At 46.7% G+C, this 21,729-nt stretch carries 18 protein-coding genes; 4 read left to right on the top strand and 14 right to left on the bottom strand.

Going from position 1 to position 21,729, the window contains the following annotated elements; translation table 11 throughout:
• Window positions 1-360: 360 nt before the first annotated feature.
• Window positions 361-840, bottom strand: a complete 480-nt coding sequence (locus tag AB4Z29_RS20790) for a carboxymuconolactone decarboxylase family protein (RefSeq protein ID WP_441944905.1) — start codon at window positions 838-840, stop codon at window positions 361-363.
• A 215-nt stretch (window positions 841-1,055) separates the two neighbouring features.
• The gene (locus AB4Z29_RS20785) at window positions 1,056-1,577 is read right to left on the bottom strand and encodes a GNAT family N-acetyltransferase (protein ID WP_441944904.1); all 522 of its coding nucleotides are present in this window, start codon (window positions 1,575-1,577) and stop codon (window positions 1,056-1,058) included.
• A gap of 233 nt (window positions 1,578-1,810) precedes the next feature.
• On the opposite strand from AB4Z29_RS20785, the gene AB4Z29_RS20780 reads away from it, so the two are divergent.
• From AB4Z29_RS20780 to AB4Z29_RS20770, 3 genes are all read left to right on the top strand, one after another.
• Window positions 1,811-3,175: an outer membrane protein assembly factor BamB family protein gene (locus AB4Z29_RS20780; protein WP_441944903.1), complete on the top strand. Its 1,365-nt coding sequence runs from the start codon at window positions 1,811-1,813 to the stop codon at window positions 3,173-3,175.
• A gap of 138 nt (window positions 3,176-3,313) precedes the next feature.
• On the top strand, window positions 3,314-5,284 hold the full coding sequence (locus AB4Z29_RS20775) for a hypothetical protein (protein WP_441944902.1): 1,971 nt from the start codon (window positions 3,314-3,316) through the stop codon (window positions 5,282-5,284).
• Entirely contained in the window at window positions 5,199-5,933 is a 735-nt protein-coding gene (locus AB4Z29_RS20770; protein ID WP_441944901.1) for an S-layer homology domain-containing protein, read from the top strand. Before AB4Z29_RS20775 ends, AB4Z29_RS20770 begins: the two co-directional genes overlap by 86 nt.
• Window positions 5,934-6,185: 252 nt before the next feature.
• Here AB4Z29_RS20770 and AB4Z29_RS20765 read toward each other — a convergent pair whose 3' ends face one another.
• The 8 genes from AB4Z29_RS20765 to AB4Z29_RS20730 all read right to left on the bottom strand — a co-directional run bounded on the left by AB4Z29_RS20765 (window position 6,186) and on the right by AB4Z29_RS20730 (window position 14,676).
• The gene (locus tag AB4Z29_RS20765) at window positions 6,186-6,824 is read right to left on the bottom strand and encodes a ThuA domain-containing protein (RefSeq protein ID WP_441944900.1); all 639 of its coding nucleotides are present in this window, start codon (window positions 6,822-6,824) and stop codon (window positions 6,186-6,188) included.
• A gap of 69 nt (window positions 6,825-6,893) precedes the next feature.
• Complete coding sequence (locus AB4Z29_RS20760; RefSeq protein WP_441944899.1) at window positions 6,894-8,585, bottom strand: ABC transporter substrate-binding protein; 1,692 nt, start codon at window positions 8,583-8,585, stop codon at window positions 6,894-6,896.
• Between the two features lie 85 nt (window positions 8,586-8,670).
• Entirely contained in the window at window positions 8,671-9,567 is an 897-nt protein-coding gene (locus tag AB4Z29_RS20755; protein WP_441944898.1) for a carbohydrate ABC transporter permease, read from the bottom strand.
• 14 nt (window positions 9,568-9,581) lie between these two features.
• Window positions 9,582-10,472 carry an ABC transporter permease gene (locus AB4Z29_RS20750; protein ID WP_441944969.1) on the bottom strand — a complete coding sequence of 297 codons (891 nt, stop codon included), beginning with the start codon at window positions 10,470-10,472 and terminating at the stop codon, window positions 9,582-9,584.
• 67 nt (window positions 10,473-10,539) lie between these two features.
• Window positions 10,540-11,346: an alpha/beta hydrolase gene (locus AB4Z29_RS20745; protein ID WP_441944897.1), complete on the bottom strand. Its 807-nt coding sequence runs from the start codon at window positions 11,344-11,346 to the stop codon at window positions 10,540-10,542.
• Between the two features lie 26 nt (window positions 11,347-11,372).
• Window positions 11,373-12,083, bottom strand: a complete 711-nt coding sequence (locus tag AB4Z29_RS20740) for an SDR family NAD(P)-dependent oxidoreductase (protein ID WP_441944896.1) — start codon at window positions 12,081-12,083, stop codon at window positions 11,373-11,375.
• Between the two features lie 15 nt (window positions 12,084-12,098).
• Complete coding sequence (locus tag AB4Z29_RS20735) at window positions 12,099-13,187, bottom strand: AbrB family transcriptional regulator (RefSeq protein WP_441944895.1); 1,089 nt, start codon at window positions 13,185-13,187, stop codon at window positions 12,099-12,101.
• 13 nt (window positions 13,188-13,200) lie between these two features.
• A complete protein-coding gene (locus AB4Z29_RS20730) occupies window positions 13,201-14,676 on the bottom strand; it encodes a carboxylesterase/lipase family protein (RefSeq protein WP_441944894.1) in 1,476 nt (491 codons plus the stop codon).
• 168 nt (window positions 14,677-14,844) lie between these two features.
• Between AB4Z29_RS20730 and AB4Z29_RS20725 the strand changes: the two genes are divergently transcribed.
• The gene (locus tag AB4Z29_RS20725) at window positions 14,845-15,732 is read left to right on the top strand and encodes a LysR family transcriptional regulator (RefSeq protein ID WP_441944893.1); all 888 of its coding nucleotides are present in this window, start codon (window positions 14,845-14,847) and stop codon (window positions 15,730-15,732) included.
• A 231-nt stretch (window positions 15,733-15,963) separates the two neighbouring features.
• Here the strand turns inward: AB4Z29_RS20725 and AB4Z29_RS20720 are convergent, their stop codons facing one another.
• From AB4Z29_RS20720 to AB4Z29_RS20705, 4 genes are all read right to left on the bottom strand, one after another.
• Window positions 15,964-17,673 carry an ABC transporter ATP-binding protein gene (locus AB4Z29_RS20720; RefSeq protein WP_441944892.1) on the bottom strand — a complete coding sequence of 570 codons (1,710 nt, stop codon included), beginning with the start codon at window positions 17,671-17,673 and terminating at the stop codon, window positions 15,964-15,966.
• Window positions 17,660-19,522 carry an ABC transporter ATP-binding protein gene (locus AB4Z29_RS20715; RefSeq protein ID WP_441944891.1) on the bottom strand — a complete coding sequence of 621 codons (1,863 nt, stop codon included), beginning with the start codon at window positions 19,520-19,522 and terminating at the stop codon, window positions 17,660-17,662. Before AB4Z29_RS20715 ends, AB4Z29_RS20720 begins: the two co-directional genes overlap by 14 nt.
• A gap of 233 nt (window positions 19,523-19,755) precedes the next feature.
• On the bottom strand, window positions 19,756-20,769 hold the full coding sequence (locus AB4Z29_RS20710; protein ID WP_441944890.1) for a zinc-binding alcohol dehydrogenase family protein: 1,014 nt from the start codon (window positions 20,767-20,769) through the stop codon (window positions 19,756-19,758).
• 15 nt (window positions 20,770-20,784) lie between these two features.
• Window positions 20,785-21,729: an aldo/keto reductase gene (locus AB4Z29_RS20705; RefSeq protein WP_441944889.1), complete on the bottom strand. Its 945-nt coding sequence runs from the start codon at window positions 21,727-21,729 to the stop codon at window positions 20,785-20,787.

The raw sequence follows: 21,729 nt of genomic DNA, 5'->3' as shown, positions 1-21,729 counted from the left end.
CATTTCTCCAGAACGACTTTCACCTCTCCGTCCGCGCAGCTCATTCATTATTTCAACTTATATAATCGATGGAAACACTTCATGGCATATAACTTAATAATCGTTCTTTTCACAAAAGATGATTAATAAAAGTCATTTTCAGCCCTATCTCAAGACATTAAATTTTACAATAAGAGGTATTGGAATTAGCATCATAATTGTCCATTGCATCTCAGTAAAAACACGGAAACAAAACAAAAAGGAGATCCGTAAACATACGGCTCCCCTTTGTCAAACTCAAATCTATTTTTCTGCTCGCTTAATTCATAATAACTGTTGTCGGCTAAATACTGCTAACCGTAGCCGTCGCTTTGTAACAGCTTAGCTCAGGCCCGCTTTCGTCAATCCATACTGTACGTCAGCGGAACCAGGTACATACTTGAATGCTACGTTTACACGGTTCCAAGCATTAATCGCCATAACCGAGAAAGTCAAATCTGAAATTTCTTTTTCAGAAAATTGACCGCGTACACGATCGTAAAGCTCATCCGGTACACCATGCTCTGGCAATTTGGTCAGAATTTCAGTCCATGCCAGCGCAGCCCGTTCGCGCGGAGAGAATAGTGTAGATTCGCGCCAAATCGAGATATGGTAGAGGCGAAGCTCCGTCTCGCCATGAATTTTAGCCTGTTTCACGTGCATGTCCAGACAGAATCCGCAGCCATTCATTTGCGATGCCCGAATATGAACAAGATGAAGGATTTCCCCTTCAATTGAACTATCCTTTTCCGACATGCTGAATGCCATCATTCCTTTGAAAAGCTCCGGCGATTGCTGCATATAATTTAAGCGTTGTGTCATTATTGTGTACCTCCTAATTTTTTTTGACACTAATAAAACGATCGATCACTTTAATCTGTGACATCACCTTTTATTATTTTTCGCCTATCTTATATTTGCTATCCAAAAAAGCTTTTTCGTATTGTTTTGCGTATCACTCAAGCAGCTCAACTTTCAGCTTCATACCCTCGGATTCATATCTATTTATGACTAGAAGATGGAAGTTCCTATCTCATTCAATCATTAGGTTTGAATTTGATGAAAAACAGATTCAAATCGTCATCCGCACAAACTATGGAGCCCGGGGTGACAGGCTGCTCTTTATACATCAAACCCCTGCCATCCGGTATGTATCCCCTTTTTGCGTATAAACGCTGAGCATTGCCATAGCTTTGGTACAGCCCTACGCCAATTCCCACTTTTCCATATTTCTCAAACGCTATTCTCTCGACGGCTTCCATTAATTCATTGCCAATTCCAAGCTTTCGAACTGGAGGAATAACATTAAAATCATTAATTTCCGGAATGCCATTTTCAGCAAAGTAAGGATAATTAGATGTAGCAAGAAGATGCAAGCTTCCCGCAAAATGACCCTCGTAAAAGGCAAGTAGCGTTCTTCTTTCTCCTGCTACATTCTGTTCCCAACACTTCAAGATATAATCTCTAGGTTTTTTAATATCATGTTCTGCGAAAATCCGATATACAAGATCGACGTCCGATTCTGCCATTTGACGAACTTCAATTGAAGGATTCATCATCTCACTCCCATTCTCAATAGCGTTTAAGCTTATTTTACCAAATGGGCTACTATAGATGAACGTCATTAACAACTATAGTTGAATTTTATTGCTCATTACGTTAACTAAAATCACCGGCCGTGTGCATCGGTTTCCCCTAACGTTAGTCCCATACGAATAATGACAACCTTTTCTGAGGCAATGCGTTTATAATGAGGTAAAGTGAATATGTGGAAATTAGAGGAGGATCATCCATGCGTACAAAATCACTACTTCGAACCACACTTGCAGCCTCTGCGTTACTCATTGCCTTTCAAATCGGTCTAACGCCGGACAATATTGGCATTAGCCAAGTATATGCTGAGAAACCTGTTATATCCTTCAATACAGGAAACCCAGGGATTCAGACACCGTTTGTTCAACCATCTTGGTCCGTAAAAGTTGATAATTGGTATAGTTTTTATACTTCTTCTGACTTGATAACGACGGCTGAAGGTAAAGTATTCACGTTTAGAGATCAGAAATTAATCGCATTGAACGCTCAGACCGGAAAAACGATTTGGACTTTTAATGATCATGTGTATTCCTTGTTTGTCTATCATGAAGGGGTTATTTACGGGAATTTAATTGGCGGGGACCTCTTTGCCCTTTCTGCTTCAAGCGGGAAGAAGCTGTGGCAGTCGAGCGTCAAGATTGAAAGGCCAAATGCTATCGAGGCTTTCGGCGATACGTTATATGCCCTGATAGACAATTATACCTTTGCAGTCCATGTGAAGACTGGAAAGCAGCTTTGGGTAAACTCCGGGTCCCAAGATACCACCGAACCAAAAGAAGCCTATTACACCAGTTCAGGAATGATGGACGCTGGAGATATCTTATTGCGCGCAATTACATTAAATGAACCAACACAAACCACTCGTCAACTTCATGCCATCGATAAGAAAACGGGAAAGACGCTTTGGAATATGAACAACCAAGACGCCCCATTTAAGATCGAAGGAGGACTAGCTTACTCCATTATATATAATAACCAACCGATCGTTGATGATGCCGAGCGCAGCATTACAGTTAACGTCATTAATGTGAAAACGGGTCAAATAAAAGGTAGCCGTGATTACCGCTGGAATGTAACCACAGATTCGTACAATGAATATGGCGGCAATGCACCGCACTACTTGAATGGAAATGATTTTTATATCCATCAGAATGGCATTATAGCGAGGTATGATTTTAAAAACTACAAACCAGGGGGCAAACCTCTACAGACTTATGGCGAGCCTAGCTATAATCAAGGCTCTCCGCTTTATAAAGTTCACCGCGGTCGCATTCTGTTCCGCACTCGGCAGGATTCGCTCTTTAGTATAAAAACGGTAAACGGGCAAGATATGAGCTGGACTGGCGATAACCCTTCTGCATTGACTGCGATCTATGGAAAAGGTGTCTATCTTGCCCAAACGGATGGCATTCTGCACGCGATCGATTTTGATTCGGGCAAACCTCAGTTCCGGGTGAAAACAGGCGCGCGTCAATATGATCAGATCCTTAAAGAAGACGGGTTCCTCATCATACAGACACCTGGCAAACTGATAGGCGTTAAATTACCTTCTGCTTTCAAGTAATGGAACACGCTTTTACTGAATGAGATCTACAGTGACCTGTTGACGTTTAAGCTCACTGCCACTTTCTTTCATTATTCTTTCATAGTGATTTGCTATACTTCGACAAGCAGCAAAAAACGTGGAAGTAAATGGAGGATTATGATGAAACGAACGTTAGCAGTTCTCTTGGTTATTGCATTATTTTTGTCAAATTTCGGTGTATCGGGATGGTTGTCTATAGCAAATGCTGCACCAGCAGACACTTCAGTGAGGTTTGAAGAAACTGATCTAGGATGGGATGACCATGCTTTTACATTTCCTAATAGCGGCGCTATTAGAAATGTGTCGCAATTAGAGACTAATTCAGAGGATGACCTATTTGTCATTGCTCAATTGCCATTCGGAAACAAATGGGATATCTTTCATTTCGACACAGATGGAACTTATCATCGAGCATTAGTTGATCGCACGACTCTCGAACAGGACCTCATTGACGCCGGCGCTACTTGGTTATCGGGAGGATTCGACTTCAAGCCAGAAAAGATTGTATTTTCTAGCGAGTCGGGAGTCGATTATTTGTACATTGTACATAACCAGAATGATACGAATTATCCAATGATCAAATACAATCTAAATACAAAATCCGTCACGAATCCGGAAGTGGTCATGTTCACCCAGCCGGTAACCTCCATTCAGAAAGCATTTGATGGACTTTTTTATGTATCGACTAGAGAAACGAATACCTATTACACAATTGATCCGTCAGCCCCTGCAATAAACACCCAAACTACGAGCTGGGGTTTTGAAATTAACAGTGTACTTAAGCTGGAAAACGGAAAGTTTATGGCTAGTAATTATTATAATCCGAACAAAGGATATATTTGCGAAACTAGTTGTAATCAATTAGTGGGAAGCGAAAATCCCTTTTCGGTGATTAGCGCATCTCCTGATGGGACTCAGGTTGTTGGAGTTGGTTCAAGCGGTTCTTTTGCATCTATGGTGTATGTGAATGAAAATCCGGCGATAGAGCTTGATGGATATGCCCGTTACGTTGAAATCAATAATCAGGGTACGATCTTTGTTGGTTCGTATTATCAACATCCCATACAGGTCATTGAATATAATGCATCTTATAATAAGTATGAAGTGGTTGGAGCAATTGGCACAAGTAGAGAAACAACTTATGATAACAATGATTACAGCTTTGTTCAAGATGAGAAAGGCCATGTATTTATATTAGATTATAACAACGGCACCATTGATGAATTCGATGAGCTAGGCTTACATGTTCGAAGCAAACATGTGGACGGAAACCTATATCAGTTCACGTATTACAATGGACTGCTGTACGCTGCCGAAGACGATAGTGGCCGTGTTGTTGCCATCTCGACCGCTGATCTTAGCTATGTGGATACGCTTTGGAATGATGCCGTATCTATTCTCGCAACTCCCAACGGAACCCTGCTCGTTGCACGGCAGAACCAACTGGAGCAATATGCAATCAATCCCGTTGATAATACAAGGACATTAATCCACACTTATCCTTTTACGGGCTACAATCTAACCATGCAGTCAGACGATAGGGTATCCATAACTATGAGTATGACCTATAATTTGCGGTTCATTAACTATAAAACCTTTGAAACGGAAGATAACGATTGGACTAGCTGGTCTCCGTCGTGGTTTGATCCAACGGGGCTTATTGCGGAATATACAGACAAGTATTGGAGTATTGTTGATCCGGTAACATCCAGCATCCTGTATACGTCATCTGATCGCAATTATGGATCCAGCAGTTTTTATAAGGGCAATGGGCAAAGAATGGTTCTAAAAACGTTCTTTGACTCTAGCTTGCGCACGGTGCGGACGATTCCCGTGGGGATCATCATTGCTGCGCCATCGCTATCGGATACGCCTACTTTCTCGACGAACGAAGATGAATTGGAGCAGATCACAGGAAACTTAGTAACGTCCAATACGATTAACTTAGGTATAGATTTCCCGATGAACGGCGTTGTCGTTAATGATCTTACCCTAAATGGGGATGAGCTTCTCTTTAACGGGGCTGCTGCCAAGTACAACTTATCATGCGCGCGCTTATGCGGTAACCGATCAAGCTACACGTTATAGTTCCAACATAACCTTTACAACAGGAGCGGGACCGACGAGCCCGCCTACTACTCCACCTACAACGCCACCGGTCGTTGTTCCGGATCCTGATCTTCCTGGAGCGGCTTGTCCGTTCATGGATCTCGAGAATCATTGGTCAAAACCGGATATTTGTGAAGCGGCAAGCTTAGATATCGTTGAAGGCGTGGACGTTAATCGCTTTGCACCGAACGTGGAAATAACAAGGGCTGAATTCGCCGTCATGTTGGCACGCGCCCTTCAGGTTTCTGCCAATGAAGGTGAATCATCCCTTTCATTCCGTGATCAGGAGAGCATTCCGGCATGGGCACGCCCTATGATTCAGGCGGCACTAGCAGAAGGAATCATTGATGGTTACCCAGACGGGACGTTCCGTCCGCAGCAGACGATTACGCGGATAGAAATGGCTGCAATGCTGTCAAAGTCAATGAAGTGGGAAACAAGCGGCAAGCAGGAGCTATCCTTTGCCGATCTTGCTAGTATTCCAGTATGGGCAATGCCCTATGTAACAATAGTGAGCGAGCGGGGCCTTGTACAAGGCCGGGGAGATCATTTATTCGTTCCGCGCGGCAAAACAACAAGAGCCGAGGCTGGTGTTCTGTTGCTGAGACTTTGGCATATCCTGCACTAAAAATGAAACGGTCTACGCTGGTTTACTAGGCGTAGACCGTTTTTAATTGGATACAGAAAACGCAGCGCCTCGTACGTCTGCCATCCACATATGTCGGCGTCGTGCTCATTAGCGCCAGTTTCCCATCTATGACTGCTGTTTTGTTGCATACAGTCAGTTGAATGATTCGGCCGCCCCGTGTCGCCGAAATAAGTGATTGGGACTTTATTTGCTTCGAACAGTTTGAACTATTGTTGCACTGAGTTGTTAGGTCTATATAATCCTGGCTGCCCATAATCCGCTATTCAAAATCAACTTTCTATACGCCTCTATCTTAAAGGAGGATAGCTGATGACCGGGCATTAAATAAACGATCCTTCCACGACCAAATTCATGAGCCCAAGCCGCCGGCCACAGCTTTCCTTCATGCTCGTATTCGGCAAGCACTGTCGTCTGCAGCAACGGACTAAACGAAAACCGATATGGCTCATCCTCAATAGTAAATGGATTAATCCCATGCATGATCGGATGGCTATAATCGCGGATTTGAACAGATAACGAAGTAAAGGCGGGATGTCCCGTAAACCTGGCCCCTAGCATGCTCGCTAGTTCGTCATTTCGCTGTAAGGAAATCCCGTTGTGGATGGCAAGCAAGCCACCCCCGTTCGCAACAAATGACAGTAACGCAGCCACCTGTTCCGCAGGTAACGGCTTCTCCTTTATAAATTCCGTGTAGGATATGAACAATTCGCAAACAGACAAACTATCGGTATTCAATCTTTCGTATCGATCCGTGCTTTCGACCTGGATTTTACCTTCAAAAATTTGCTCAATCTCTTTATCAATTTCGTTAAATGGGTGATATCTTGCGTCTGAGTAATGACCTAGCGCTATTCCTGTGTACGTTTTCAATTTGCATGTATCCTCTCTATAAGATAACCCTGCACCGAATCAGCGCAGGGTTATCCTTTCACCTAATCGTTATTTCCATAGCTCGATTCTTTCTTTAACTAACTGCGTAGTAAGATCGTTCACCTTCTCAATTCCTAATTTATCAAGATCCTTCATAAAGTTATCCCAAACGGTATCGAAATGATCCGGCTTTGCCATAATAGCCTCGGGAATGCGTTTCTTCATGGTTTCATCCGCTTTTTTCGCCAAGACGTCCAGCTCAGAGCCCGTTTCCTTCGAAATGTTCCACGCTGCGCCCCACGCTTTAACAGGAAATTCGTCAGCTTGAGGCCATAGATCAAGATAACGTTCTGCGTCATAATGGCTCAACGTCTCGCGGTCAGCATCTGAGTATGCGGCAATGATTTGGCTCTTGACATTTGTCGTATACGAATTTCCAGAAGAGTCAAGCACGCCGTCACCGTACATAGGAGCGAAATTATAATTGCCAACACCGCTTTCCTTCTTAAAACTGTTTGCATCGTTCGATTTCTTATCCTGGACCTCTTGGGGGATAACGCGCATACCGTCCTCTACCATATAATCGATTCCTTCAATGCCCCAGCTGCGCAAAACTTGGCCTTCATCCGATGCCATGTAATCTAGCATCTTAATCAGCTCTTCAGGATGCTTCGCGCTGGTCGTAATTCCAATTCCGTAGCCTGCCAGATAACCCGTGCTTTGAAGATCCTTGCGCTTAATGCTCGCATCAAGCGTAACTGGGAAGCGCGCATACGTCTGATCGAACTTACCTTCTTTCTTCAATACTTGCTCCGCGTCATAGTAATCCCACACTTGGTCGATAATCCCGAGTACCCGTCCCGTCGACACTTTGGACTTATATTGATCGTATTTTTGCGTGAAACTGTCTTTGTCCAATATACCGATATTGAACAAATGATTCAGCCAGCGGAAATACTCCTTCTCTTGCGGACGCAAATAATGATAGACTGCTTCGTGCGATTCGTCATCAATTTGGAATTCGCCATCGTCCGATCCACCCGTCACGGCAAATGCGGGATTAGTCGTTGAGATTTTAATCTGCCATTCACCTGCATTAAGCGTCATGCCTATCGTCGGCTGTCCGTCGGTTGTAGGATTATTATCCAAATACGTCTTTATAGCATTTTCATAGTCTTGAACAGTCACAATGTTAGGATAGCCTAGCTCCTTCAAGACGCGATGCTGAATTTGAAAGCCTCCATTGGCTTCAAGCTGCTCACCTCCAACTCCCGCATAAGGCAGGAAGTAGATAGCGTCGTCGTCCTTGCTCCAGACGAGCCGATTCATGTATTCACCATACACTTTCTTAATATTCGGACCGTATTTGTCGATGAGTGGGCGAAGGTCAATCATGGCACCTGCGTCTACGAGCTTGCCCATATCCTTTTCCGGGATGATCATGTCCGGATACTCTCCGCTCGAGATCATAAGGGGAATCTTCTGGGCAGTTGCGCCACCGACAGGGAATTCAATCTTTAACGTTGCACCTGTTTTTTTAGTTATTTTCTTCCCAATCCTGCTCTGCATATCGTCCCAAGTTCCATTCACGCTTGCACTGTAGATTGTTGCCGTAAAAGGTGCGGCTGCACCTCCGGCATTGCCTGACACATTACCTTTAATCGTATCCCCATTGTCACCTGAACCCGAGCACCCTGCTGCAATAAGCAGCGTGGAAGCCAATAAACCTGTCGCTAATACTCTTGCATTCTTTTTGAACAAATGAAACTACCTCCCCAAATATCATATCTATGTGCATCTCAGGTTTCCCTGCAGATACCATGCCAAGATTCGCTTTTACCAGACTTCACGCTTTAACTGCACCGAGTGTTACGCCCTTAACGAAATACTTCTGTACGAATGGATACACAAGCAAAATCGGTACCGTACACAAGATCGTAATCGCCATTTTAATCGACTCCGGCGACACACTCGCCATACTTTGCGCAACGCTCGGATTGTAGGTCGCTTCAGTAAACGTCTGCGTGCTTTGCAACACTTTCATCAGCTCGAATTGCAGCGTCGTCAGTTGTTCCTTAGAGCTGTTGTACAGATAGGTATCGAACCAGGAATTCCACTGACCCACCGCAATGAACAGCGCAACTGTGGCTAGCACCGGCGAACATAACGGTAAAATAATCTTATAGAAGATTTTGAAATCATTGGCGCCGTCGATTTTCGCTGATTCTTGCAGTGCATATGGCAAACCAGCTATGAAAGAACGAATAATGAACATATTCCATACGCTCATTATGCCGGGAATGATGTACACCCAGAATGAGCCTATGAGGTTAAGGTTTCGAATCAGCATGTATACGGGTATAAGTCCGCCGCTGAAATACATCGTTAGAACGAATAGGGTCGAGAACAGTTTTCTCGCTTGGAAATCCGCCCTACTTAACACGTAAGCGACCATTGCAGCGCCTAGCACTCCCACCAGCGTTCCGCTAGCCGATCGTAATACCGAATTACGGAAGCCGATGATCAAATTAGGGTATTGCAAAATCGTTTCGTAGTTCTGCCAGGTAAAAGCTCTTGGCCAAAAGTAAATATTTCCTTTTACCGTATCCGATGATTCATTAAGCGAGATGGCCAATACATTCAAGAATGGATACAGCGTGACGATAGTGACCAGGCACATAACGATGTATAAGAAAATGTCGAAGCTTAATTCGCCACGGCTTCTGCTTTTGGAATGTCTCATTGCGCCCTCCCTTTCTAAATGATGCTCTCTTTAGTGATTCGCCGATAGATGCCATTCGCGGTCAACACAAGGATAATGCCTACGACCGAATTGAATATTCCAATCGCTGTCCCGAATGAATAACGAGACATTCCGATTCCGTAATCAAGGGCGTACAGATCGAGCACGCGAGAATAATCCGAGACGAGTGAGTTTCCGAGCAGGAACTGCTTCTCAAAGCCAATGCTAATAAGGTGACCGATCGACAAAATAAGTAAAACCATGAATGTTGTCCGTATACCCGGCAGCGTAATATGCCACATCCTACGTAGTCGCCCCGCCCCGTCCACTGTAGCCGCCTCGTACTGTTCCTGGTCAATTCCCGCCATGGCAGCAAGGAATATGATCGAGTTCCAGCCCGTTTCCTTCCACATATCGGATACCGTAACAACGGACCAGAAATATTCTCCCTTGGCTAAAAATTGAATGGGTTCTTGGATGAGATGAAGCGATATGAGCAGTTCATTGATCACCCCTCCTTCAACTGAGAGCATTTTGGTGACCAGCCCCGCAACGACGACCCATGAGACGAAATGGGGCAAGTAAGACACGGTTTGAACCATTCTTTTGAAAGCGCTTCCTCTTATCTCATTAATTAATAAAGCAAAAATGACTGGAACCGTAAATCCGACGATCAACCCCAAAACGCTCATAGCGAGCGTGTTCCGAAGTACGAGATAGAAGCTGGCATCTTGGAACAGCATCTGGAATTGGTCGAAGCCTACCCACTTTTGATCAAGAATGGATTTGCCTGGCTTGTAATTTTGGAAAGCCATCAGCCATCCCCATACTGGCATATAGCTAAAAATAATGAGCCAAATGACGAACGGAATAGACATAAAATATAAGTAACGCTGCTGCAGCATTTTTCTAAAAAAAGATCCTTCCCTACGAACAGTTAGGTTTTGAGCCTGGGCAATATCCTTTGACAGATTATTCATAGGCCTTCCCCCTGATCGGCAACCAATTCAACACCTTTTGGATGTATTCGTCCCAAAAAGTCCAATCATGGCCCCGTTCCGGCGCCACCTCATAGTCAAGGCTCAATCTGGAGCCGAATTGGCGAAAGAAATCATTATTGATTGTATAGTTATGGTCCTTCGTGCCACATGCCATATAGAACCTCGGAAGCTCCGTACCTCTTACCAAATGCTGCTCCAGTAACCAAGCCAAATCATTTTGACTATGCTCATATTCCTTAATTGAACCGAAGGTAAGGCGTGCCATCTCCAGCATTATTTTATTGCTGATCGATGAGCTGGAACCCAACCGATCCCTCTGGTCGATGCTTCCGGACAAACTTGCCACGGCGGCGAAGCGCTCTGGACAATTGATCCCCAGCTTGAAGGCACCGTAGCCTCCCATGGATAAGCCAGCCGCGAAGGTATCCTCACGAAGGCCAGAGACGGGGAAGAGATCACGAATAATCTCTGGTAACTCCTCCGACAAATAGGTGAAGTACGGAAAACCCTGCTTCTGGTCCGCATAAAAACTGTATTGAACGGAAGGCATGACGACGACGATCCCGAGCTCCTCAACATACCGTTCCAGAGACGTTTTTCTCATCCAACTCGTATGGTTGTCAGAACCACCATGGAGCAAGTACAAGACCGGATACGGCCGGCGAAATGATTGGCTGACATGCCCCTCCTTCCGTCTTAATCGCTGAGGTACGAGCACATGAACCGTGTCGGATAAACCGAGTGTTTCCGAGAAAAGCTCAACCTGTACAAATGCCATAATAAAACCTCCAAATCATAGTTCAGTTAGAATGGATGAATATTTCCGTCGTAGCCGCGAAGGACCAGCTGATTTTCGTCGACCTGTTGGTCAAAGAAGTAGTCGATTGCTCTATTGGCTGCTTCTTCGATCGTTAACTCCCCGCGATCGGATAGCTGCCCTCCCATGTAGGACTTGATCCATCCGGGATGATACAAGCGAAACCGATAGCCGTCAGGATGCAAGCGGTTGTATAGGATCTTAACGTACATATTGAGAGCAGCCTTGGACATACAGTAGGAATAGAAATCCGTCCGCTTGCTCTCCGTTATGCTACCCGCTTCGGATGAGACGAAGATGAGCCGCTTCTCTCTTCCTTTCTCAAGCATGTCGTGGAACACTTCTGTAATTCGAATCGCTCCGATGGTGTTCACGTTATACACCGCCAACATGGCATCGTAATTTTGTTTCAATGGTTCGTCGTCTGTCCTTCTTCCGTTTACCCCAGCATTATTAATAATGGCATCGAGCTCATCTGTAACCTTCTCGATCTGACGCTTAGCCTCTTCCACGCTGGCCTGGTTAGATATGTTCAACCCGATGAGATGCAAGCGATCGGGATAGTTATGCTTCAATATTTTGAGCTCATTCCAATCGTCCATATACTGTCCAGCGAATACGATATGTCCGCGTTGTAACAGCTGTTGCGCCATGCCGAAGCCTAAGCCTCGGTCGGCACCGGTAATGAGAATGTTCATGTAAGTGGCCCCTTTCTAAATGAGTAGCATAATAAGGCTCGGAAAAATGCATATGACGGCGACAAGCCTAACGGTGTGCATAACGATGACCGGTGTTGTATCACAGCCTAAGTCTCTCGCGATCATCGACATTTCCTGAATGCCTCCTGGCGTAATAGCGAGAACACTGGTCGTGATGTCGAGCGATGTTAATTTAAACATGGCGTAGCCTAAGACAACCGTAAACAGGATGAGTGAAATCGTCATGATGACAATGGGAATAATCAAATGCCGGATGGCTAATAAGCTGTCCTTTGTCATGTTTGAGCCGATTAATGCCCCAACGCCTGTTTGAAGGAAAAATCCGAATTTTTTCGGAACGTATCCTCGTCCGGTCCGCACATTGAAGAATCCGCTAAATAGAACGCCTCCAACCATACCTCCGGCCGGCACTTTCAGGAAGATCAGTAGCAGCCCCCCGAATACGCTTGCCAGCAGCGTTTGGAGAAAGTTAACCGTTTGTAATCTCGTGCCTGGCTTCGGTTCCCGCCATTTAGTCGTTTCAAGTGCAGCGCTTATTTCCTGCGTGACGGTATCCAGTCCAATCAATTGTTCTTGCTTGGGGCTGAATCTTTTGGTCAATAGCTTGAAGACGGGCGGATACAATAGATAAATGCTAAAGAGTCGAAAGATTTGTAAAATCGAGACGGTCGTCGTATCACCATTCAACTCCTCGATTATGAGCGCCATATCCGAGACACCGCCAGGTGCCGCCGCATACATCGCAGTCGCCAAATCGAGATGGCTTAGCTTGAATAGGAGATAGCCTAGAACGATATTGATGGCGATAAGCCCCATAATGAGCAGCAGAGCCGGCTTAATCAGATATCTTAAGTTGATTAAATCGGATTTACTTATCGCATGGCCGAGGAGAGCTCCCCCTGCTATTTGTAGGATTGGCCGTGCTAGACCGGGAACCGCGGCTGCTCCTGTTAGTACGTGAAAGGCGGATACACCAATTAATCCTCCAACCAAAGCGCCTGCCGGCACTTTTAGCTTTTTGGCTAACCAGCCTGTTACAATTGCAATCGCGAAGGTTACCATCATTTGAAGAGAATCGTTCATGCTGTCAATTTATTTATCCCCCCTCATTGCGAAAAGCGCTTTCAAATCCACTTAATTGAATTACTTGCATCGGAAATCGTTTGTCATAAGCATGTAAATGAATCGGTTCTACATAGCACTTTTCGTCAAGCAAAATCCGGTAACCGATTTCTCCCGAGCTACAGGAGGGCCAATTCGGAAGCTCCGGATGGTTCGGGTTTCCAGTAAGAATGAAAGTCATCCACGTTTTGTTCATAATAGCTGCCATAAAGGTATGCTCCTGACGGTACCCCTTCTCCCACTCTCTATCGCTAATTCCAAAGATATAGGGTATTTCCGATGAATGGTTCGGCAAGGAGTTGCCGGTAAAATCCCATCGATAGCACCAAACCTCGCAGCCATTCTCGGCGAGTAATTGCGTTAGTGAAATGCTAGCATCGCCGTATATATACTGAGTTTGCAACTTGCCAAAGGCTATGCTTGGATGCAACTGCTCTCTGAATTCCAAATATTTACCGAATAAGTAATCACTGTTGTCACCATAGCTGTAGAACAGCTTCTTCGGAACAGCTTCTTCTTTGAAATCCAAATCTACACAAACCGGAGTCAACTCATCTTTCGCATAGCCAATAAGCACCGGAACGCTAATGAATGTATCCGATGAAATAAAACTTTCAGGTGACTCTACAATTACGAGTCCGTCTATAACGGGACCGAATAAATGTCCCCGCGAGATTCGTTCGTAAGCTTTAATTTGACCTGCCAGCAACTCTTCCGCACACATCGATTGGAGCCACTCAGCCTCGGTATGTCCATTACTTTGTCTTAGACATGATTCCAGTACGTATTTTGCTAGCGCTGTTGCCGTTACATGGTCCCTTATGCACTGGACTCCCCCGCTTTGGATAATCGCCCTGCAAAACATCCCTTGTGCACGTGGTGTAACCATAAGATTAGCAGTCGAATGCCCCATCAAAATGATCGTTTCAGGGTCACCCCCAAATGCCGCGATATTGTTTCTTACCCATTGCAATGCACAAATCTGATCCAACAAACCGCAATTGCCGGACTCTGCGTATTGATCGCCTACTATATCTCCTAAATAAAGATAACCAAATGCACCAAGTCGGTAATTCAGCGAGACCAATACCGCCTCTCTTCCTTGAATTAATCGGTGACCGTCAGCGAAATCGTTTGAACTACTATTTTCAAAGAGTCCGTCGCCTTGAATGAAAAAGATGACCGGTCGTTTCTTATTGTCCGCCGCTGGAGTCCATATATCTAAATTCAAACAATCCTCAGAATAGAAGTAGCCCTCTTTCCGACATTGCTGCATGGCACGATTTCCATTAACCGTCGCGTCCCATGTCCCTTCCCAGTTTTCTATCATAACTGGAGGTTTAAATCGCAACTGTCCCATTGGAGCTTTAGCATAGGGAATTCCTTTGAACACATGCATGTCGTTATCCGCGTAACCCCGGACTTTTCCATGACGCGTCTCAACTATCACACGCTCACCTCCTTGGTACCGTTTACTTTATTCTCTTGAGACCAAGTATAGCCTTGACCATACAAAGCGTCTAATACATAATGATTCATATAATCCATAGATTTAAGGTTATGAAACAACAAGATCAACGTGATAATTAAATGGTTTATTATGAACAGGAGGATTTACGTGGAGTTGTTACAATTGAGATACTTCTGCAAGGTTGCCCAGTGCGGTAGCATTACTCGGGCAGCCGATGAGTTCCATGTTTCACAGCCTTCGATTAGTAAAACCATTGCGCTTCTCGAGAAGGAAGTGGGCATGCAGCTATTCGATCGTCTGGGAAGAGGCATACAATTGAACCAGCATGGTGCTAAGTTCTACAAACATGCAATCGCAATTGTAAACCATGTCGATGATTCATTGCAGGAGTTAAAAGATACAACAGAGGAGCCCAGCGGAAAAATACGGCTACTTATCCTTGCTGCTTCCAACTTGATGCCCGATCTATTTATTAATTTTTATAAGATTTATCCTAAAATCAATCTGCAATTGGTGAGACGTGACAAGGATGAATCGTTGTTGTCGAACGACTGGGATTTATGTATCTCCGCAACTCCATCTCACTATCCTGAACTAGAAAGCACCTTGTTGCTAAAGGAGGATCTCGTTCTCGCCGTTCCATCCGATCATCCGCTAGCCAAGCGTAAAAGCATTCACCTCAGTGAGGCAGCCGATTATAAATTTATTAGCTATACAAAAGGGGCTAGCATACGGACACTTTCTGATAGTATTTGCCATTTCTCCGGCTTTCAACCCAATATTGTATTCGAGAGCGACAGCGTACAAACAGTTAAAGTCATGCTCCAGAATAAGGTGGGGATTGCGCTTATTCCTTCGATAACGCAGCGTTCCATCTTAAGTTCTACTATTATCCCTGTAGCAATTGAAAAACCTGAAAGCCATCGAGAAATTAACCTATCTTGGAGAGGCAATCGGTATATGTCCAATGCGACCAAGACGTTTAAAGATTATACTATCCAACTGTTTAAGACGATTAACAATCAGATTCCATAAAACTATAAATAACTACAAAAAAAATTAGCCGTAAATATATTTCCATAAGTTGCTAATCAATGATTTCTAGCAATCCTCCGCTTTTATGGAAAAATTGGTTAAAATATTCCCCTTTTGAATAAGCTCGAATGCAAAAGAAACCACACGGAGTTGTTACACTCACATGTGGCTTACGGGTTTTACTTAACTATGATTTTGTTACATGCCCCTAAAATCGTTCCCCTTCATTCATTAATGCTGCGCCATAAGCAGCTGCTGATAAACTCTGCCCTCAGCCAGCAGCTCCTGATGCGTGCCCGACTCCGCCAAGGCTCCCTGATCCATGACGAAAATCACGTCCGCATTCTCAATCGTAGACAGCCGGTGTGCGATCATGATCGTCGTCAATCCCTCGCGTCTGGCTTCAAGCTCCCCAAGCAGCTGCCGCTCCGTCTCCAGATCGAGCGCAGAGGTGGCCTCGTCCAGCACCAATATTTCGGGATTGGTAACAATCGCCCGAGCAATCGCAATGCGCTGACGCTGGCCCCCGGACAGCTTAATGCCCCGCTCTCCGATGTTGGTGGCATAACCTTCCGGCAGACCAAGTATGAAATCATGAATCTGCGCAATGCGGCAAGCCTCTTCCATATCCGTTACGGATACGCCGTCTCTGCCGAGCATGAGATTCTCACTGATCGTATCCGAGAACATATACGGATCTTGAAATACGATCGATACCCGCTTCGCCCATTCCTCGCGATTGTAAGCCCTCGCGTCCTTTTCGTTCAGCTTAAAATGTCCTAGCGACACATCGAAGAATCGTACCAGCAGCTGTGCAATGGTCGACTTTCCCCCGCCGCTCGTGCCTACGAACGCAATCTTTTGCCCGATCGGAAGCTCCGCCGTGAAGCCCCGAATGACCTCTGGAAGCTCAGGGGAATAACGGAAGCCTACCTGCTCGAACGATAGCTGATCGATCTTCCCTTCCATCCGGCTCTTCCCAGGATCAGCCTGCTCCAGCTCAAGAATCCGCTGCACGCGATCCACGTTCGCAAGCTGAGAGGACATACCCATAACGAATTGGAAAATATTATAGAAGGCATCTGCCATCTGGGTCGAGAACTGGAACAAAATGACGAACGTTCCGATCGACATCTGCTCACTAATGAGCTGCATGCCGCAATAACCAAGCACCACAATGCCAATGCCCCATTTCATCGGATCGCTGTACCGGATTTGGCGGTTCACCAGCTTGCCCTCGGCCATTACTTGTTCAAAATATTCGGCAAACATTTTGTTGTACAGCCTCGACTCCCACTTCAGCCGGTGGTATGCGACAACCTCGCGCGTTGATGCAACCCCCTCCTCGATCTGAATGAGCAGCGCCGTTCGCTTCTCCGCTACCTGCTTCGCCTGTGCCTTCAGCTTTGGCGTGAAATAATAACCAATCAGCACATATATCGCGCACAATCCCACAATGAGCAGCAGCAGTGTGGGACTGGCAAGACCGATAATCACCATGAGGATACAAAGATTCAATATCTCCTGCATGCCGCGCGGGATTTGCCAGCCCATAACACTCGCAGATATGAATAGATCCTGTGTGAAGGAATAGACGTATTTGCCCGTGCGCTCCTGCTGGAACCGCTCGATCGGAACGCCTTCGAGACGTTTGAGCATGCGGGAGAGCAGCGAGCGGCTGACCGCGAATTCATTGCGGACGAGGCTGCGGCTTGTCATCGTAAACATGAGCGAATAAATAAGTCCCGCCGCTGCAAATACGCCGATTACGATCGGCAGCAGCTCATATCTCCCTTTCGTGAATACGTCATCGATTAGTATTTTTTGCACATAAACCAGCGTATAGTTGGATACCGACTCTAGAGCTAGGTAGAGCAGCACCATCAAATACGTACCCTTTAGCATAACCGAGTTCGACCAAAAGATTTTAAGATACTTCATGCACCGCTCTCCCTTCCGCCGCTTCCAGCTGCCCCATTTCAAGCTCATATAGCAAGCCTTGACGTGCAATGAGCTCCTCATAGCTGCCAGACTCGGCCACTCTTCCTTTATGAATGACCACAATGCGGTCAAAATGCTTCACCGTAGACAGCCGATGCGCAATCGCAATCGTCGTTCGACCCTTGAGCACCTCGTCAAGAGCGCGCTGCACCTCATATTCACTCACGTTGTCCAGCGAGGAGGTCGCTTCATCGAGCAGAACGATAGCCGGCTGCTTCGCGAACATGCGTGCAATCGCTATACGCTGCTTTTGTCCGCCGGACAGCTTCATGCCGCGCTCTCCGACGAGCGTATCGTACCCCTCAGGCAGCTGCATGATGAAGTCATGCGCATAAGCTGCCTTTGCTGCTGCAATAACCTCCTCATCGCTCGCCTCGGGTTTGCCGAAACGGATATTCTCCTTAACCGATGAGCCGAATAGGTACGTTTCTTGGAAGACGTAGCCGATCGATTCGCGCAGGTGCTCCAGCGTCAATTGTCTAATCGGTACGCCGTCAAGCTTAATGACGCCTGACGTAGGATCATAGAATCGCCCGATCATTTTGAACATCGTCGTCTTGCCGTTACCGCTTGCGCCTACGAAAGCAACCTTCTCTCCGGGGCGAATCGTGAGCGAGAATCCATTAATTACGGGAGGCTGCTCCGGATATTGAAAACAGATATCCTCGAACACGAGGCCGCCGCGCACCTCAGCGAGCGTAATCGGATCAGCCGGGTCATCAATATCAATCTGCTTATGCATGAATCGGAACAACGGAATCGTCTGGTGAATAATGAGCTTCTGCTCGGTAAGCTGCGTGACGAGCAGCGTGAGGCGGAACATCGTCGTCATGTAGAGGAGCGTGAAGGCGATGAATCCACCTAACGTAATCCATTGATTCTGAACCGAATAGTAGCCGGCGATGAACAGAGCGATTGCTCCCAAATAAAACGTGAACCGCCGGAAGCTTCCCCGCCCGAAGCTAAACGTTGCTGCCAAGAGATAATCACACGACCAGTTTTTGTGCTTGCCGAGCGTCCGCTCATGGTACCAAGGCTGCGAGCCAAATGCACGGAACTCACGCAAGCCGGAGATACTCTCATACACGGCTTGGTTGTAGTCAATGCGGCCTTGGCCGGACTTCCTTCCGTACAGCGCAGCCTTCCGCTCGAAATACGGACCGAATAAATAATAAAGGCCGAATGTCGGCAGCATGATGAGACATAACCAGCCGCTGATGCTGAGCAGGAGCACAATGGCTACCATAATAAACAATAGGTTGTCGATGACGCTCGGCAGGACGTTCCGGTATATTTTCTGAACGGAAGCCACCTCGGAGTTGAACATGGACAGCGTTTCGCCTGCCGGATGCTGCTCATAATGCGCAAAGCCAAGCCTCCGCAAATGCTTGAAGATCGCTGTCTGCATATCGCGTGAAGCAAGCTCGCCAATCGTCCGCTGCAGCAGATTGCGATAATTTTTGGCGACGAGCATCAGTAAATTTACGGCTGTAAGCGCCGCCAATATGATCAAAAACAACGATTTATCCTTATTCGGAACGACGTGATCAATGATATATTGAATCATTTTTGGCGTCAGCGTTTCACCTGCGACCGCCATCGTGCCGCACGCGGCAAGCGCCGCGATTTGCTTCTTGTAGGGCAGCAGAAAACGAAGTGCCCACACGTAAGAGCGCCCTGATTCATCTAGCTCCGCCTTTTGTTTTTGCTTATCATGCTGTTTCCGCGTTCGGTTGTTACCCTCGTACGCTTGCCGCGCTGCCTCCGATTGTTTTTCTGTTTTTGGCATCGATATCCCCCCTAGGTACTCGCTCAAAAAGCATTATGCCGCATCCTAAATTCTGTAAGCCAGCTACCAATCATAATTCCGTCTGCCCTTCTTTGTCAATGCATGAATTGCTTATAATCGTTTTGTACCATGCTCTGCGGATTCTGACCTATGAACGAGCAGAAAGCCCGATCATGGGCTGCAATGCCCCATAATCGGACTTTCAATAATCGTTGCGATGTCGCATATTTCGGCTAAAGCTCCACCATCGCTTTAATAACCTTCGATTCCGGCTTCAACCAGCCTTCGAACTCGCTGATCATCTCTGTAAACGGCACGCGATGGGTAATAAAGCTCTCTACGTCGATGCTTCCGCTCTGCACAGCCTCCTGTACCGCTGCGAAATCCTCAATCGTAGCGTTGCGGCTGCCAAGCAGCGTCATTTCCCGCTTATGGAATTCAGGATCATGGAAGGAAATATCCGCCTTGACCAGTCCCACGTAAACCAGCTTGCCGCCATGTGCAACGAAGCCGAACGCATCCTGCATCGAGCGCATATTGCCGGTTGCATCGAAGACAACGGTTGGATACTCGCCATCCGTTAATTCGGAAAGCCGCTCCTTCACGCTTTGCAGCGCGTTCACTGTCTCATCTACCTTCGCCCAGCGCTTGCAGAAGGCGAGCCGCTCTTCTTGAATATCCATGGCGATTACACGTGCTCCGCGATGCTTGGCAAATGCCATTACGCCGAGGCCAATGGGTCCCGATCCGATTACAAGGACCGTCTCGCCTGCGCGCAGCTCAGCGCGCCGTACGGCATGTGCCCCGATGCTGAGCGGTTCCAGCACAGCAGCCTGGTCAAGCGTCAAATTATTCGTCACAAGAAGATGCGTCAGCGGAACCGCAATCTGCTCTCTCATGCCTCCGTCGATATGCACGCCAAGCACCTTCATATCCGTGCAGCAGTTCGTTTTCCCATAACGGCATGCGATGCATTCCCCGCAGTGCATGTAAGGAATGATGCTGACCTGATCGCCTGCCTTAATGGCATCCTGCGCATCATCTGCCTGTTCGACAATCCCGGCAAGCTCGTGGCCAAGCACTCGCGGGTAAGAGAAGAAAGGCTGGTTTCCCTTATACGCATGAAGATCGGTACCGCAAATACCGATGCGCCTAATCCGAACGATGGCCGTTCCGGGCAGCAGCGCCGGCTCCTCCTGCTCCACTAGCTTAAGCTGGTCGATTTGTTCACATACAATGGCTTTCAACTGGCAGCTCTCCCTTTATACGTTCACGCTCGTATTGTATTCTTGCAGCCCGCTGATCCAGCTTCGGTTGCGTATCGGTTCTAGAATGGCAAGCACTTCGGACAGCAGCGCTTCATCGATCGGCTCATCCAACCATTCGATATTTTTGCGAATATTATCCGGATTTGCCGTACTCACCAGAGTCGTCGGTATGCTTTCGTTTGCTGTGGCGAATTGTACGGCAAGCTTCGTGATGTCCGCGCCTTGAGCCACGCAGTAGTCAACGGCCTGCTTGCATGCAGCGCGAATTTCATCCCCTGCGGGATGCCAGTCTGCAAGCGCTCGATTGCCGAGCAATCCCATCGACAGCGGCGAAGCGCTGACTAGTCCGACCTGCTTTTGCTCCAGCAGCGGCACAATGTCCAGCAAGGACGTGTCATTAAGCGAATAGTGGCAGTAGGACAGCACCGCATCCAGCTCCGTATACGCCAGTGACTTCTCGAATACCGACAGCGGAAGGCCTGAAACGCCTTTGAAGCGAATCTTGCCGGACTGCTTCAGCTTATCAAGAGCAAGGAACGCCCCCTCTGCTACCTGCTCGAACGGAGCGAACTCTATGTCATGCAGAAACAAAATATCAATATAATCGGTGTTTAGACGCTGCAAGCTTTCATCGACGCTTTGAATGATGCGCTTCTCGGAGAAGTCGAACTCCTCCGCTCCGTAACGCCCTGCTTTCGTACTCAAAATAAAGCGATCCCGCGAAATTTCCGCTATCGCCTTGCCTAACACCGACTCCGCCTTGGTCAAACCGTAATAGGGCGAGACGTCGATTAAATTAATGCCCATGTCGACGGCCGTATGCACCGTTCGTACGCTCTCGGCATCATCCGTCTCTCTGAATACGGAACCAAGCGATGAAGCGCCAAAGCTAAGCGCCGACACCTCCAGCCCCGTCTTTCCAAGCTTCCGATAGTTCAC

Source organism: Paenibacillus sp. 2TAB23 (assembly GCF_052115165.1).
GTDB lineage: Bacteria > Bacillota > Bacilli > Paenibacillales > Paenibacillaceae > Pristimantibacillus.
This window is presented reverse-complemented; position numbering and strand designations above follow the sequence as displayed.

Coding starts and splice junctions, on each gene's coding strand:
- AB4Z29_RS20790 (WP_441944905.1), bottom strand. CDS start 840: ATGACACAACGCTTAAATTATATGCAGCAATCGCCGGAGCTTTTCAAA.
- AB4Z29_RS20785 (WP_441944904.1), bottom strand. CDS start 1,577: ATGATGAATCCTTCAATTGAAGTTCGTCAAATGGCAGAATCGGACGTC.
- AB4Z29_RS20780 (WP_441944903.1), top strand. CDS start 1,811: ATGCGTACAAAATCACTACTTCGAACCACACTTGCAGCCTCTGCGTTA.
- AB4Z29_RS20775 (WP_441944902.1), top strand. CDS start 3,314: ATGATGAAACGAACGTTAGCAGTTCTCTTGGTTATTGCATTATTTTTG.
- AB4Z29_RS20770 (WP_441944901.1), top strand. CDS start 5,199: ATGAGCTTCTCTTTAACGGGGCTGCTGCCAAGTACAACTTATCATGCG.
- AB4Z29_RS20755 (WP_441944898.1), bottom strand. CDS start 9,567: ATGAGACATTCCAAAAGCAGAAGCCGTGGCGAATTAAGCTTCGACATT.
- AB4Z29_RS20750 (WP_441944969.1), bottom strand. CDS start 10,472: ATGCTGCAGCAGCGTTACTTATATTTTATGTCTATTCCGTTCGTCATT.
- AB4Z29_RS20745 (WP_441944897.1), bottom strand. CDS start 11,346: ATGGCATTTGTACAGGTTGAGCTTTTCTCGGAAACACTCGGTTTATCC.
- AB4Z29_RS20740 (WP_441944896.1), bottom strand. CDS start 12,083: ATGAACATTCTCATTACCGGTGCCGACCGAGGCTTAGGCTTCGGCATG.
- AB4Z29_RS20735 (WP_441944895.1), bottom strand. CDS start 13,187: ATGAACGATTCTCTTCAAATGATGGTAACCTTCGCGATTGCAATTGTA.
- AB4Z29_RS20720 (WP_441944892.1), bottom strand. CDS start 17,673: ATGAAGTATCTTAAAATCTTTTGGTCGAACTCGGTTATGCTAAAGGGT.
- AB4Z29_RS20715 (WP_441944891.1), bottom strand. CDS start 19,522: ATGCCAAAAACAGAAAAACAATCGGAGGCAGCGCGGCAAGCGTACGAG.